Below are 14,616 nucleotides of genomic sequence, written 5' to 3'. Positions count from 1 at the left end.
TGAAAATCTTGATTTTCTAGTAAGAAACATCAACAAACACCTAACTCGAACACAGATTCAACCGACGGGAACGTTTTTCCCCACAACCCGGGATGCGACAAACCGTCGCATTTGTGTAGTTTTACTACTACCCATGCCGTGCAAAAGCATGAAATCCGAAAGCATTTGTAGTAAAACTACACCGCGCCGGATGACTGTCCGGTAATCCAAGAATTCACGACGTCTGCCCATAAGGCCAGTCGCAAACTCAGGCCCCCGATTCTGGTGGCCTTTCCGCCCTGGAGCAAGCCATGCAAGACCTCGATCCAATCGAAACCCAGGAATGGCTGGATGCCCTGGAGTCGGTCCTCGACAAAGAAGGCGAAGACCGCGCTCATTACCTGATGACCCGTATGGGCGAGCTGGCCACCCGCAGTGGCTCGCAGCTGCCGTATGCCATCACCACGCCGTACCGCAACACCATCCCTGTCACCCACGAAGCACGCATGCCTGGCGACCTGTTCATGGAACGCCGCATTCGCTCGATGGTGCGTTGGAACGCCCTGGCCATGGTCATGCGCACCAACCTGAAAGACTCGGACCTGGGTGGCCACATCTCGAGCTTCGCCTCCAGCGCCACGCTGTACGACATCGGCTTCAACTACTTCTTCCAGGCCCCGACCGAAGAACACGGCGGCGACCTGATCTTCTTCCAGGGCCACGCTTCGCCAGGCGTCTACGCCCGCGCCTTCATGGAAGGCCGCATCAACGAAGACCAGATGAACAACTTCCGTCAGGAAGTGGACGGCAACGGCCTGTCTTCGTACCCGCACCCTTGGCTGATGCCTGACTTCTGGCAGTTCCCGACCGTTTCGATGGGCCTGGGCCCGATCCAGGCGATCTACCAGGCACGCTTCATGAAGTACCTGGAAGCCCGTGGCTTCATCCCGGCCGGCAAGCAGAAGGTCTGGTGCTTCATGGGCGACGGCGAGTGCGACGAGCCGGAATCCCTGGGCGCGATCGCCCTGGCCGGCCGCGAGAAGCTGGACAACCTGATCTTCGTCATCAACTGCAACCTGCAGCGCCTCGACGGCCCGGTTCGCGGCAACGGCAAGATCATCCAGGAACTCGAAGGCGTGTTCCGCGGCGGTGGCTGGAACGTCAACAAAGTGGTCTGGGGCCGTTTCTGGGACCCACTGCTGGCCAAGGACACCAACGGTGCCCTGCAGCGCCGCATGGACGAAGTCATCGACGGCGAGTACCAGAACTACAAAGCCAAAGACGGCGCGTACGTTCGTGAGAACTTCTTCAACACCCCAGAGCTCAAGGCCATGGTCGAAGACCTGTCCGACGAGGAGATCTGGAAGCTCAACCGTGGCGGCCACGACCCGTACAAGGTCTACGCGGCCTACCACCAGGCTGTGAACCACAAAGAGCAGCCGACCGTCATCCTGGCCAAGACCATCAAGGGTTATGGCACCGGTGCCGGCGAAGCCAAGAACACCGCGCACAACACCAAGAAGGTCGACGTCGACAGCCTGCGTCACTTCCGTGACCGCTTCGACATCCCGGTCAAGGATGCCGACCTTGAGAATCTGCCGTTCTTCAAGCCGGAAGAAGGTTCCGCCGAAGCCAAGTACCTGGCCGAGCGCCGCGCCGCCCTGGGTGGCTTCGTGCCGCAGCGCCGCGCCAAGAGCTTCAGCGTACCGACCCCATCCCTGGAAACGCTGAAAGCGATCCTGGACGGCTCGGGCGACCGCGAAATCTCCACCACCATGGCCTTCGTGCGTATCCTCGCGCAGCTGGTCAAGGACAAGGAAATCGGCCAGCGCATCGTGCCGATCATCCCGGACGAAGCCCGTACCTTCGGTATGGAAGGCATGTTCCGCCAGCTGGGCATCTACTCGTCGGTCGGCCAGCTCTACGAGCCAGTCGATAAAGACCAGGTGATGTTCTACCGCGAGGACAAGAAGGGCCAGATCCTCGAAGAAGGCATCAACGAAGCCGGCGCCATGTCGTCGTTCATCGCTGCCGGTACTTCGTACAGCTGCCACAACCAGCCGATGCTGCCGTTCTACATCTTCTACTCGATGTTCGGCTTCCAGCGTATCGGCGACCTGGCCTGGGCCGCTGGCGACAGCCGCACCCGTGGCTTCCTGATCGGCGGTACCGCCGGCCGTACCACCCTCAACGGTGAAGGCCTGCAGCACGAAGACGGTCACAGCCACATGATGGCGGGCACCATCCCGAACTGCCGCACCTACGATCCGACCTACGGCTACGAGCTGGCGGTGATCATCCAGGACGGCATGAAGAAGATGACCGAAGAGCAACAGGACATCTTCTACTACATCACCGTGATGAACGAATCCTACCAGCAGCCAGCCATGCCGGCCGGTGTCGAGGAAGGCATCATCAAGGGCATGTACCTGCTCGAGGAAGACACCCGCGAAGCCGCGCACCACGTACAGCTGATGGGCTCCGGCACCATCCTGCGCGAAGTCCGCGAAGCGGCGAAGATCCTGCGTGAAGAGTTCAACGTCGGTGCCGACGTGTGGAGCGTCACCAGCTTCAACGAACTGCGTCGCGACGGCCTGGCCGTGGAACGCGCCAACCGCCTCAAGCCTGGCCAGAAGCCTCAGACCACCTACGTGGAAGAGTGCCTGGCCGGCCGCAAAGGCCCGGTCATCGCCTCCACCGACTACATGAAGCTGTTCGCCGAGCAGATTCGCCAGTGGGTACCGAGCAAAGAATTCAAAGTCCTGGGTACCGACGGTTACGGTCGCAGCGACAGCCGCAAGAAGCTGCGTCACTTCTTCGAAGTCGACCGCCACTTCGTGGTGCTGGCTGCCCTGGAAGCCCTGGCTGACCGTGGCGAGATCGAACCCAAGGTTGTGGCTGACGCCATCGTCAAGTTCGGCATCGACCCGGACAAGCGCAACCCACTGGACTGCTGAGGAGTATTTTTAAGTGAGCGAACTCATTCGCGTACCTGACATCGGCAGCGGTGAAGGTGAAATCATCGAGCTGTTCGTCAAGGTCGGTGACCGTATCGAGGCCGACCAGAGCCTGCTGACCCTGGAGTCCGACAAGGCCTCCATGGAGATCCCGGCCCCCAAGGCCGGCATCGTCAAGGAACTGAAGGTCAAGCTGGGCGACCGCCTGAAAGAAGGCGACGAGCTGCTGGTGCTGGAAGTCGAGGGCGCGGCTTCCGCGCCCGAGGCTCCGGCCGCTGCTGCCCCGGCAGCCGCACCGGCGCCGGCTGCCGAAGCCGCCCCAGCTGCCGCGCCAGCCGCAGCAGCCCCGGTTGCTGCCAGCGTGCAGGACATCCACGTGCCGGACATCGGTTCGTCGGGCAAGGCCAAGATCATCGAAGTGCTGGTCAAGGTCGGCGACACCGTCGAAGCCGACCAGTCGCTGATCACCCTGGAGTCCGACAAGGCCTCCATGGAAATCCCGTCGCCTAGCGCCGGCGTGATCGAAGCCGTGCTGTGCAAGCTGGAAGACGAAGTGGGCACCGGCGACCTGATCTTCAAGATCAAGGCCGCAGGCGCCGCCCCTGCTGCCGCACCGGCTCCGGCCGCGGCTGCTCCGGCTGCCGCTCCTGCCCCAGCTGCGGCACCAGCCGCCGCCGCTGCGGCCCCTGCTGCTGCCCCTGCTCCGGTCGCTACCGCGCCGGCAGCCGGCAGCAACGCCAAGGTTCACGCAGGCCCGGCTGTTCGTCAGTTGGCCCGTGAATTCGGCGTCGACCTGGGTGCTGTCGCGGCCACTGGTCCGCACGGCCGTATCCTGAAAGAAGACGTTCAGGTTTACGTCAAGGCCATGATGCAGAAGGCATCGGGCGCCCCAGCCGCCGGTGCTACCGGTGGCGCAGGCATCCCGCCGATCCCGGCCGTGGACTTCAGCAAGTTCGGTGAAGTCGAAGAAGTGGCCCTGACCCGCCTGATGCAGGTCGGCGCCGCCAACCTGCACCGCAGCTGGCTGAACGTGCCGCACGTGACCCAGTTCGACTCGGCCGACATCACCGAGCTGGAAGCCTTCCGCGTCGCGCAGAAAGCCGTCGCCGAGAAAGCCGGCGTCAAGCTGACCGTGCTGCCCCTGCTGCTCAAGGCCTGCGCCTTCCTGCTCAAGGAACTGCCGGACTTCAACAGCTCGCTGGCGCCAAGCGGCAAGGCGATCATCCGCAAGAAGTACGTGCACATCGGCTTCGCCGTGGACACCCCGGATGGCCTGCTGGTCCCTGTGATCAAGAACGTCGACCAGAAGAGCCTGCTGCAACTGGCTGCCGAAGCCGCCGCGCTGGCCGAGAAAGCCCGCACCAAGAAGCTCTCGGCCGACGACATGCAAGGCGCTTGCTTCACCATCTCCAGCCTCGGCCACATTGGCGGCACCGGCTTCACGCCGATCGTCAACGCGCCTGAGGTGGCTATCCTGGGCGTCTCCAAGGCGACCATGCAGCCGGTCTGGGATGGCAAGGCCTTCCAGCCCAAGCTGATGCTGCCGCTGTCGCTGTCCTACGATCACCGTGTGATCAACGGCGCCGCCGCCGCGCGCTTCACCAAGCGTCTGGGCGACGTGCTGGGCGACATCCGCACCATGCTGCTGTAACCCGCTGTTTGCCTGCCTTCCCCCGGGAAGGCAGGCACCCCTTTCGAGCTGCCACGCTCGTACCTCAACCCCGCCAATTGGCGGGGCTTTTTTTGCCTGTTCGAAATATTTCAGCGACTTGAGACGTGGGAGCGGGCTTGCCCCGCGATTGCGATTCAAGCCGTCAATCGCAGCGCCCGCAGGCAGGTAATCGCGGGGCAAGCCCGCTCCCACGCCCCACAGCGCTTCAGATTTCATCTTGTTTGCCGACAACCTGCACACAGCATCCCGCATGGCCGCTTGCCAGCCCACGGGACATGATGCAACCTTGCCCGATGCGCCGCTTTCCAGGCGGCGCTCCCTGTTCAAGCGAGTCTTCGATGAAAAGCCAACCCGATGCCGCCAGCCGAGTGGCGGCCGAGGTCGTCACGCAGCTCCCCGTGCCCTCGCGGCTCGGCATGCTGCGTTTCGAACGGCTGAACGAAGCCAGCTGGGCCATGCTCTACGTCGACCCCGCCTGCGAGCGGCAATTCGGCCTGGCCGCCGCCGAGCTGTGCGCCTTGATCGGCTCGCCCTACGCCAGCCTCATGGAACCTGAGGCGCGCTACAAACTGCACGATGAAATCCAGCTGCAACTGGCCCGGCGCGGCCACTACCGCGTGCGCTACACCCTGCACGCAGGCCCGACGCCGTTACGCCTGCTGGAAGCGGGCGAAAGCTACAAGCAGCACAACCGCCAGCTGCTGCGTGGCTACCTGACGGTGATGGACGACCAGCAGGACGACACCGCAGACCTCGACGCAAACGATCTCGAGTCCCGCAACAACCGCCTGCAACTGGCCCTGCAGCTCAACCAGCGCGCCCAGCAGGAGCAGCTCGAACACCTGGAGCGGGTGCGTGCCCAGCAGGACCTGATCCTGCGCCTGGCCCGCCAGCGCTACAGCATCGGCAACTCGCTGCTCGAAGCCGCCGAACTGATCACTCAGAGCGCCTGCGAGATCTACAAGGTCGACTGCGCCAGCATCTGGTACCTGCACGATCAACGCCTGGAGCCGATCAGCGCCTGGTACCACCACGAGCGGCTGCACCGCCTGCCCGAGCCGATCGACGCCAGCCGCTTCCCCGACTACCTCGAAGCCCTGCACGCCAGCCGCGCCATCGATGCCCACAATGCCAGCCACGACCCGCGCACCCGCGAAATGGCCGAGCTGCTCTACCCCACCGACGACAACGCCATGCTCGATGCCAGCATCCGCATCGACGGCCAGGTGGTGGGGGTGCTGTGCCTGGAGCAGACCGGCCGGCCAAGGGCCTGGCAGTCGGACGAGATCGCCTTCGCCGGCGAGCTGGCCGACCAGTTCGCGCAAGTGATCAACAACCACAACCGGCGCACCGCCGCCAACGCGCTGCACCTGTTCCAGCGCGCCGTGGAACAGAGCGCCAGCGCCTTCCTACTGGTCAACCGCGATGGCGTGGTGGAGTACGTCAACCCCAGCTTCACCGCCATCACCCAATACAGCACCGAGGAAGTCCAGGGCCATCACCTGGCCGAGCTGCCGGCCCTGGAAAACCTGAGCGAGCTGCTGTTCGACTCCCCCTCCAGCCTGGCCATGGGCAACAGCTGGCAGGGCGAGTTCAAGAGCCGGCGCAAGAACCTCGAGCCTTACTGGGGCCAGCTGTCGATCTCCAAGGTGTACGGCGACAACCGCGAGCTGACGCACTACATCGGCATCTACGAAGACGTCACCCAGACCAAGCTGGCGCAACAGCGCATCGAGCGCCTGGCCTACACCGACAACCTGACCAACCTGGGCAACCGCCCGGCGTTTATCCGCAACCTCGACGAGCGCTTCGCCCGCGACAGCAGCAGCCCGATCTGCCTGCTGCTGGTGGACATCGACAACTTCAAGCGGATCAACGACAGCCTCGGCCACCAGACCGGCGACAAGCTGCTGATCAGCCTGGCCCGGCGCCTGCGCAACAGCCTGAGCAGCGGCGGCAGCCTGGCGCGCTTCGCCAGCAACGAATTCGCCGTGCTGCTCGACGATACCTCCCTCGAGGACGGCCAGGGCGTGGCCCACCAGTTGCTGCGCACCCTCGACAAACCGATGTTCGTCGACAACCAGTTGATCAACGTCACCGCCTCCGTGGGCCTGGCCTGTGCACCCCTGCACGGCAGCGACCCGGCCACCCTGATGAAGAACGCCGGCCTGGCTTTGCACAAGGCCAAGGCCAACGGCAAGCACCAGGTGCAAGTGTTCACCGAAGTGCTCAACGCCGAGGCCAGCTACAAGCTGTTCGTCGAGAACAACCTGCGCCGGGCACTGACCCAGAACGAGCTGGAAGTGTTCTACCAGCCCAAGCTGTGCCTGCGCAGCGGTCGCCTGCTCGGGCTCGAGGCGCTTCTGCGCTGGAACCACCCGGAGCGCGGCATGATCCGCCCCGACCAGTTCATCAGCGTGGCCGAAGAAACCGGCCTGATCATCCCCATCGGCAAGTGGGTGGTGCGCCAGGCCTGCCGCATGAGCCTGGAGCTGCGCGAGGCCGGCATGGGCAACCTGCACGTGGCCATCAACCTGTCGCCCAAGCAGTTCTCCGACCCGGAACTGGTGAGCTCGATCGGCAGCATCATCAAGGAAGAGGCGCTGCCGCCGCACCTGCTGGAGCTGGAACTGACCGAAGGCCTGCTGCTCGAAGCCAGCGAAGATACCCACCGCCAGCTCGACGAGCTCAAGGCCCTGGGCCTGACGCTGGCCATGGACGACTTCGGTACCGGCTACTCGTCGCTGAGCTACCTGAAGAAGTTCCCGATCGACATCATCAAGATCGACCGCAGCTTCATCAACGAAATCCCCGACAACCAGGACGACATGGAGATCACCTCGGCGGTGGTGGCCATGGCCCACAACCTCAAGCTCAAGGTGGTCGCCGAGGGCATCGAGACGCCGGAACAGCTGGCATTCCTGCGCCGGCACCGCTGCGACGTCGGCCAGGGCTACCTGTTCGACCGGCCGATCCCCGGGCGCGAGCTGACCGAAAAGCTCAAGCGCTATCCGCGTGGCCCGCTGGCCTGACAGCGGCCCAAACCTCGGGCACTATAGAAACCATTCGGGCCCTATCGCGGGGCAAGCCCGCTCCCACGCCGATTGAGATTCTGGCGTGGGAGCGGGCTTGCCCCGCGATGAGGTCAACACCTATCCCACTGAAAAACACAGAGGAACGGCCATGACCCTGCGTTCGGAAATCCTGGTGAACAAGAACGTCCTGCCCACCGCGGAACAGGCCCTGCCTGGCCGCGAAACCCCGATGACCCTGCCCGAGTTCCACTACGTGTTCGAAGGCACCCCGCTGCTCGGCCCGTTCTTCGAAGGCAGCATCGACTTCGCCATCTTCGGCCTGGGCTGCTTCTGGGGTGCCGAGCGCCGCTTCTGGCAGCGCGAAGGCGTGGTCAGCACCGTGGTCGGCTATGCCGGCGGCTTCACCCCCAACCCCACCTACGAAGAAGTCTGCTCGGGCCTGACCGGCCACACCGAAGTGGTGCTGGTGGTGTTCGACAAGGACCGGGTCAGCTACCGCGAACTGCTGGCGATGTTCTGGGAGCTGCACAATCCGACCCAAGGCATGCGCCAGGGCAACGACATCGGCACCCAGTACCGCTCGGCCATCTACTGCACCTCGCCGCAGCAACTGATCGAGGCCAAGGCCAGCCGCGATGCCTTCCAGGCCGAACTGAGCAAGGCCGGCTTCGGCGAGATCACCACCGAGATCGACCAAGCACCGACCGTGTACTTCGCCGAGGCCTACCACCAGCAGTACCTGGCCAAGAACCCCGACGGCTATTGCGGTATCGGCGGCCTGGGCGTGTGCCTGCCACCCAGCCTGCAGGGTAATTGAGCCATGATCCTGTTCCATTCGCCGTTGTCGCCGTTCGTGCGCAAGGTCATGGTGGTGCTGCACGAGACCGGGCAATTGGGCGACGTCACCCTGCAAGGCGTGAACATCAGCCCGGTGAGCGGTGACGAGCAGCTCAACCAGGGCAACCCGATCGGCAAGATCCCGGCCCTGCGCCTGGACGACGGCAGTGTGCTGCATGACAGCCGGGTGATCTGCGAGTACCTCGACAGCCGCCACGTCGGCAACCCGCTGCTGCCCCGCGAAGGCTCGGCGCGCTGGCGCCGGCTGACCCTGGTCTCCCAGGCCGACGCGATCATGGATGCCGCGGTGGGTACTCGCTACGAAACCTTCCTGCGCCCGGCCGAAAAGCAGTGGGACGGCTGGGTCCAGGCACAGGGCGAGAAGATCCGTCGCAGCCTGGCCAACCTGGAACAAGAGCACCTGGCGGAGCTGGCCTCGGGGTTCGACCTGGCGGCGATTGGTGTGGCTTGTGCCTTGGGTTATCTGGACCTGCGCCAGCCTGATTTCGGATGGCGTGAGCAGCAGCCTGGGTTGGCGGCGTGGTATGCCGAGGTGTCGAAGCGGCCTTCGATGGTTGCTACAACGCCGGTAGCCTGATCGGGCCCTATCGCGGGGCAAGCCCGCTCCCACGCCATTACCTCAGTATCGGGATTGGGCGTGGGAGCGGGCTTGCCCCGCGATGGATTCACCTCGGTGTTACAGGAAACAACATTCCAATTTTAAGGGCCAACCACCGCCCAACCTCTCTATCCTCCCTCATCCCAACCTCCCCACCCGCGACCAGTCCAACCGACGGGTCAGCACCATGAACACCCCCAGCAACCCGAAGCACAACAACGAGCCCATCAGCAGCGCATAGTCCTCGGCACTGAGCAGCCCATAAAGCATCGCGTACAGCGCCGCCAAGCCCGCCGCAAAGCCCACCCCGCGCCCCAGGCTGCGCAGCACGTGCGCCAGGTAGAAACCGATCAGCAGCACACACCCCGACGCCGACAGCCCATAGGCCAGGCCAAACCCCAGGTGCTCCGACAGCGACAGCAACAGCAGGTAGAAGAATGCCAGCGCCACGCCTACCAGGATGTACTGCACCGGGTGCACGCTCAGGCCCTTGAGCACCTCGAACAGGAAGAAGCCGGCGAAGGTCAGGGCAATGAACAGCAGCGCATATTTGATCGCCCGCTCGCTCTTGAGGTACTGGTCCACCGGGTCGACGAAGCTCACACCAAAGGTGGTGCCCAGGAACACGTTGCATGTCTGCGGGCTGACGCACTGGTCGAGAGCGTCTTCCAGGTTGGTGGCAAAGAACGAGGTCTGCCAGTGGGCGGTGAAGCCGGTGTCGTCGATGTCGCGACGAGTCGGCAGGTAGCTGCCGATGAAGCTGGGGTGCGGCCAGTTGGCGCGCATGGCCACGCTGCTGCTGCGGCCCACCGGCAGCACATGCAGCTGGCCGGTGCCCTGCAGGGCGATGTCAAAGCCGTAGTCGAAGGCCCGTGCCTGCTGGCCATCGAGCTGCGGCAGCGGCACATGCACCCCGGCGCGCATCCAGTCCAACCCGGTGCCGGCCTCGAAGGCCAGTTGCTGCTCGTCGAACTTCAGCTCCAGGCCGCTCTCGATGCCGCGGATATCGCTGATGCCCACCACCAGGTACGGCTTGTCGAAGCGGTAGTCATCGTAGTCCTTGTCGATGCCCCAGCGCTCGGGCAGCTTGAAACGGCCCTTGATGCTGCCCTTGGCGTGGAACAGCCGGGCCTGGTAGATGCCACGGGCGCGCAGCTCGGTCTCCACGCCGATGTCGGCATCCATGGTTTCCGGCAGGAAGTACAGGTTGCCATTGAGGGTGTAGGTTTCCTGAACGCTCTGGCCGTCCTTTTCGATCCAGCGGCGTTCGTACTTACGGTAGGGCACCACCACCATCGGGCCGCTGATCTGCTGCTCGAAGCTGGAACTGCGTGCGATATCGCGCAACACATCGTCACGCAGGCTCTGCCGTTCGTCGATGAGGCCGCCAATCATGAATAGCGGGATGAGCAACAGCAGGATCAGCACGGCGATGGTGCCGAGCTTGAATCCGAGGGTCTTGTTCATGGGTGAGGCTCCGTGTGCGATGGGGCCAGTGTCTGCCCGCTGCGTGGAGCCCTCAGGGAGGGAATGTGGAGATTGTGTGGAGATTGCATGTTGTGGGAGCGGGCTTGCCCCGCGATGAGGCCAGCCCGGGCAACTTCACTGCCTGATCGGGCCTCATCGCGGGGCAAGTCGCATCGGCGCACCGCCGCTCCCACGCGTTAGCTGAAGCGGCGCACCGGCAACCAGAGCCGCACCCGCACCCCACCCTCGACGTTGTCCACCGCCAGCGAGCCGCCATGCAGCTGCATCACCTCGGCGACGAAGTTCAGCCCCAGCCCGGTGCTCTTGCGCCCGGTATCCGGCCTTGGCAGTGAATAGAACCGCTCGCTCACCCGCCCCAGCGCGTACTCGGGAATCGCCTGCCCCTGGTTGAACAGGCTCAGCGCCACCCGCTCGCCCTCGCGCTCCAGCTCGAACAGCAAGGCGCCGCCCTGCGGGGTGAAGTCCAGGGCGTTGTCCAACAGGTTGGCCAGCGCCTGGCGCATCAGGAACGGGTCGCACCACAGGCGGATATCCACCGGCACCCGCTGGCGCACCTGCAAGCCGGCATTGTCGATACGCGCCCCATGGGCCAGCAGCAATTCATCGACCAGCGCCGCCAACGCCACCTGCTGTTCGTCCTCCAGCGCCTGCATCTGCTCGACCCGGGCCAGGTTGAGCAGGCGCTCGATCATCTGCTGCAGGCGCTCGCTCTCGCGCTCGATATTGCCGGCGAAGCGCGCCCGCTGCTCATCCGGCATGGCGCCCTGGAGCAGCTCCGAAGCACCGCGGATTGCCGCCAACGGGCTCTTCAGCTCATGGGTAAGGGTGTGCACGTAGCGCTCGACATAAGCTTTGCCTTCCAGCTGCGTGCGCATGCGCTCCACCGCCGTGGCCAACTGCTGCAGCTCGCCGCCCTTGTAGTGCGGCAAAGCGGCGCGCTCACCTTCGCTGACCGCCTGGGCATAGTGGGTGAGCCGGCGCAGCGAGCGGGTCAGCCACCACGACAGCGCCGCGCCGACCAACAGGCCGAGCACGATCAACCCCAGCCCGAGGGTCAGCAGGCGCTGTTCGGAGCGGTCGATGTAGGGCTGCAGCGAGCTGTTGGGCTTGGCCACCGTCACCACGCCGATGATCTGCCCGTCATCGAGGATCGGCGCCGCCACGTGCATCACCGAGGTGCTTTCGTCGTCCGGGTCGCTGCGCGTCGAGCGCGCGCCGTACTGCCCGCGCAGGGTGAGGTAGACATCGTTCCAGCGCGAATAGTCCTTGCCCAGGGCCTGGCCGCTGGAATCGAGCAGCACGATGCCCTTGGCGTCGGTGACGTAGATACGGTGGCTGACCTGGTTCTTCGCCAGCCCCCAGATCTGCGCGCTGGGGCGGCGCTCGCCGTAGGACTTCAGCACCTGCGACAGGCGGCTCTGGTTCAGGGTGCCCTGCTTGACGTCGTCATGCAGGATTTCCGCCAGCAGGTTGGCAGTGTCCACCAACGTTTCCTCGGAGGACTGGCGCACCACCGGGCGGATCTGCTCGCGCACGGTATTGAGCAGAAAATAACCGGCCAGCCCGACGAACAGGAAATACACCAGGAAGATGCGAATCCCCAGGCGCATCAGGCGTGCTCCGGGCTATAGCTGTAGCCCAGGCCGCGGTGGGTCTGGATCGGTTCGGCGTCGGCGGCCACTTGGCGCAGCTTGGCGCGCAGGCTCTTGATATGGCTGTCGATGGTGCGTTCGTAGCCCACGTCCGAGGCCACGCCCAGGCCATCGAGCAATTGCTCGCGGCTGAACACCCGCCGCGGTTGTTCGAGCAGGCATTGCAGCAGGCGGAATTCGTGGCGGGTCAGCGCCAGCGCCTGGCTGCGATAGACGATACGCATGGCCAGGCTGTCGAGCTGGAACGGCGTGGCGTCCGTGGCCGGCTCGCTGCGTGGCGCCATGCGCTTGAGGATCGCCCTTACCCGGGCCGCCACTTCGCGCGGGCTGAACGGTTTGACCACGTAGTCGTCGGCACCGATTTCCAGGCCCAGCACGCGGTCGATCTCGGCGTCGCGGGCGCTGAGGAACATCACCGGCACCTCGGTGAAGCGGCGCAGTTGGCGGCAGGTTTCGAAGCCGCTGATGTCCGGCAGGCCAATGTCGAGGATCACCAGGTCGGCCGGGCGCAGGCGCTGCTGCTCGAGCGCGGCACTGCCCAGGGTCACCCATTCGGTGCTGTGGCCGTCGGCCTGCAGGGCGTAGACCAGGGTGTCGGCGATGGCGGATTCGTCTTCGACGATGAGGATGTGGGGCATGGCGTCCGGCCTTGCTGGGTGGGAGGCTGGACTTTGCAGCATCGGCCTGTGAATGCGCAATCGTGGGAGCGGCGGTTCGGCGCTCCGACTTGCCCCGCGATGGCGTCGTTTGGCCTGACGCTATCGCGGGGCAAGCCCGCTCCCACAGATGGCCTATCGAATCAGCAGCTCGGCTTGCCCGCGGTGAATTTCTCCGCCGGGTTCACCGCCGCCTTGAACTTCTTCAAAGCCTTGGCGCCGACCAGCAACGGATAGTTGAAGTTGCTGCGATCGACCAGGTTGACCTCCACGGTGCGCTTCACGTCACCCAGGCACAGCTCCAGGTCGACCACCGGGCGGCGGGACAACTCGGGGGCATCACCCTCCTCGTCCTCGTCGGCGCGGTTCTTGATCTTGCTGATGCGCGAAACTTCATGCTCGTAGACCTTGCCATCGGCGTCCTTGGTCGCCAGGCGAAAGCGCACCCACTCCTGGCCGTCACGGGTGAACAGCTCGATGTCCTTGGCCGACAACGACGCGGTGTAGGCACCGGTGTCCATCTTGGCTTTCAGGGTTTGGCCGAGCTCCGGCAACTTGATGTTCTCGTAACGGCCGTAGAGCGTGGGCTCGGCGGCCATGACCGGCAGCGCCAACAGGGACAGCAGGGCAAGCAAGGGTTTCACGGGGCAGGCTTCCTTGAGAGGGGTCAGTGCTTAGACTGCGCGGGCAGGATAGGTTCGTTGCCACAGGTTAAACAACACAATGTGAAACATTTGTGCCACTTAATGGACGTACGACGTTTGGCGTAGGCCCCCGGGCTGCTTATCATTGCCGCCCGTACCTTTCACACAACAAGAGTTCCCTTATGCGTCGCCTGTTGACTGGCCTGCTCACCACCACCCTGCTGCTGCTCAACACCCTGGTGATGATCGGCCCGCTGCTGGTTTTCGCCCTGCTCAAGCTGGTGCTGCCAGGGCGCGGGCGCGACTATGCCTCCGCCGGGGTGATGTGGATGGCCGAAAGCTGGTCGGAAGTCGACAAGGCCATCTTCGCCCTGTGCATCCCCACCCAATGGGAGGTGCGCGGCGTCGACACCCTGCGCCAGGACACCTCGTACCTGTGCATCAGCAACCACCAGACCTGGGTCGATATCCCCGCGCTGATCGAAAGCCTCAACCGCCGCGTGCCGTTCTTCAAGTTCTTCCTCAAGAAGGAGCTGATCTGGGTGCCGCTGCTGGGCCTGGCCTGGTGGGGGCTGGACTACCCGTTCATGAAGCGCTACAGCAAGGCCTTCCTCGACAAGCATCCGGAGCTCAGGGGCAAGGACCTGGAAATCACCAAGGCCGCCTGCGAGCTGTTCAAGCGCCAGCCGGTGACCGTGGTCAACTACCTCGAAGGCACCCGCTTCACCCAGGCCAAGCATGCCCAGCAGCAGTCGCCCTACCGCCACCTGCTCAAACCCAAGGCCGGCGGCGTGGCCTTTGTGCTGGCGGCGCTGGGCGAGCAGCTCGATGCGTTGCTGGACGTGACCATCGTCTATCCGGGCAACAAGGCCCCGGGGTTCTGGGACCTGCTCAACGGCAGCATCAGCCGGGTGATCATCGACATTCGCGTGCGTGAGCTGGACCCGGCGCTGTGCGCGGGCGATTACGAGAACGATCCGGTGTTTCGCCAGACGGTGCAGAGCTGGGTGAACCAGCTATGGGTGGAGAAGGACCAGCGCATCGAGGAACTGCGGGCAGAGATGCGTTGAAGCCATC

At 64.4% G+C, this 14,616-nt stretch carries 10 protein-coding genes; 6 read left to right on the top strand and 4 right to left on the bottom strand.

Features of this window, described 5'->3' with window-relative positions; all coding sequences use genetic code 11:
• Nucleotides 1-290: 290 nt before the first annotated feature.
• The 5 genes from aceE (at nt 291) to DM373_RS03760 (ending at nt 9,078) form a co-directional block, all read left to right on the top strand.
• The gene (gene aceE / locus DM373_RS03780; RefSeq protein WP_110992293.1) at nt 291-2,936 is read left to right on the top strand and encodes a pyruvate dehydrogenase (acetyl-transferring), homodimeric type; all 2,646 of its coding nucleotides are present in this window, start codon (nt 291-293) and stop codon (nt 2,934-2,936) included.
• A 13-nt stretch (nt 2,937-2,949) separates the two neighbouring features.
• Complete coding sequence (aceF, locus tag DM373_RS03775; RefSeq protein ID WP_110992292.1) at nt 2,950-4,587, top strand: dihydrolipoyllysine-residue acetyltransferase; 1,638 nt, start codon at nt 2,950-2,952, stop codon at nt 4,585-4,587.
• A gap of 359 nt (nt 4,588-4,946) precedes the next feature.
• The gene (locus DM373_RS03770; RefSeq protein WP_110992291.1) at nt 4,947-7,640 is read left to right on the top strand and encodes a putative bifunctional diguanylate cyclase/phosphodiesterase; all 2,694 of its coding nucleotides are present in this window, start codon (nt 4,947-4,949) and stop codon (nt 7,638-7,640) included.
• 151 nt (nt 7,641-7,791) lie between these two features.
• On the top strand, nt 7,792-8,460 hold the full coding sequence (msrA, locus tag DM373_RS03765; protein ID WP_110992290.1) for a peptide-methionine (S)-S-oxide reductase MsrA: 669 nt from the start codon (nt 7,792-7,794) through the stop codon (nt 8,458-8,460).
• A gap of 3 nt (nt 8,461-8,463) precedes the next feature.
• Nucleotides 8,464-9,078 (top strand): glutathione S-transferase, encoded by a 615-nt coding sequence (locus tag DM373_RS03760; protein WP_110992289.1) that lies wholly within the window; start codon nt 8,464-8,466, stop codon nt 9,076-9,078.
• A 159-nt stretch (nt 9,079-9,237) separates the two neighbouring features.
• On the opposite strand, the gene creD is transcribed toward DM373_RS03760, so the two are convergent.
• The 4 genes from creD to rloA2 form a co-directional block, all read right to left on the bottom strand.
• The gene (creD, locus tag DM373_RS03755; RefSeq protein WP_110992288.1) at nt 9,238-10,566 is read right to left on the bottom strand and encodes a cell envelope integrity protein CreD; all 1,329 of its coding nucleotides are present in this window, start codon (nt 10,564-10,566) and stop codon (nt 9,238-9,240) included.
• A gap of 197 nt (nt 10,567-10,763) precedes the next feature.
• A complete protein-coding gene (gene creC, locus DM373_RS03750; protein ID WP_110992287.1) occupies nt 10,764-12,197 on the bottom strand; it encodes a two-component system sensor histidine kinase CreC in 1,434 nt (477 codons plus the stop codon).
• Nucleotides 12,197-12,877, bottom strand: a complete 681-nt coding sequence (creB, locus tag DM373_RS03745) for a two-component system response regulator CreB (protein ID WP_110992286.1) — start codon at nt 12,875-12,877, stop codon at nt 12,197-12,199. The genes creC and creB overlap by 1 nt, the downstream gene beginning before the upstream one ends.
• A 161-nt stretch (nt 12,878-13,038) precedes the next feature.
• Nucleotides 13,039-13,539: a retropepsin-like aspartic peptidase RloA2 gene (rloA2, locus tag DM373_RS03740; protein WP_110992285.1), complete on the bottom strand. Its 501-nt coding sequence runs from the start codon at nt 13,537-13,539 to the stop codon at nt 13,039-13,041.
• 182 nt (nt 13,540-13,721) lie between these two features.
• Between rloA2 and DM373_RS03735 the strand changes: the two genes are divergently transcribed.
• Nucleotides 13,722-14,609, top strand: a complete 888-nt coding sequence (locus DM373_RS03735) for an acyltransferase (RefSeq protein ID WP_110992284.1) — start codon at nt 13,722-13,724, stop codon at nt 14,607-14,609.
• The last annotated feature ends 7 nt before the right edge of the window (nt 14,610-14,616 follow it).

Source organism: Pseudomonas sichuanensis (assembly GCF_003231305.1).
Taxonomy (GTDB): Bacteria; Pseudomonadota; Gammaproteobacteria; order Pseudomonadales; family Pseudomonadaceae; genus Aquipseudomonas; species Aquipseudomonas sichuanensis.
The sequence above is the reverse complement of the archived record's forward strand: the minus strand, read 5'-3'. Positions and strand labels throughout refer to the sequence as shown.

Coding starts and splice junctions, on each gene's coding strand:
- aceE (WP_110992293.1), top strand. CDS start 291: ATGCAAGACCTCGATCCAATCGAAACCCAGGAATGGCTGGATGCCCTG.
- DM373_RS03770 (WP_110992291.1), top strand. CDS start 4,947: ATGAAAAGCCAACCCGATGCCGCCAGCCGAGTGGCGGCCGAGGTCGTC.
- msrA (WP_110992290.1), top strand. CDS start 7,792: ATGACCCTGCGTTCGGAAATCCTGGTGAACAAGAACGTCCTGCCCACC.
- DM373_RS03760 (WP_110992289.1), top strand. CDS start 8,464: ATGATCCTGTTCCATTCGCCGTTGTCGCCGTTCGTGCGCAAGGTCATG.
- creD (WP_110992288.1), bottom strand. CDS start 10,566: ATGAACAAGACCCTCGGATTCAAGCTCGGCACCATCGCCGTGCTGATC.
- creC (WP_110992287.1), bottom strand. CDS start 12,197: ATGCGCCTGGGGATTCGCATCTTCCTGGTGTATTTCCTGTTCGTCGGG.
- creB (WP_110992286.1), bottom strand. CDS start 12,877: ATGCCCCACATCCTCATCGTCGAAGACGAATCCGCCATCGCCGACACC.
- DM373_RS03735 (WP_110992284.1), top strand. CDS start 13,722: ATGCGTCGCCTGTTGACTGGCCTGCTCACCACCACCCTGCTGCTGCTC.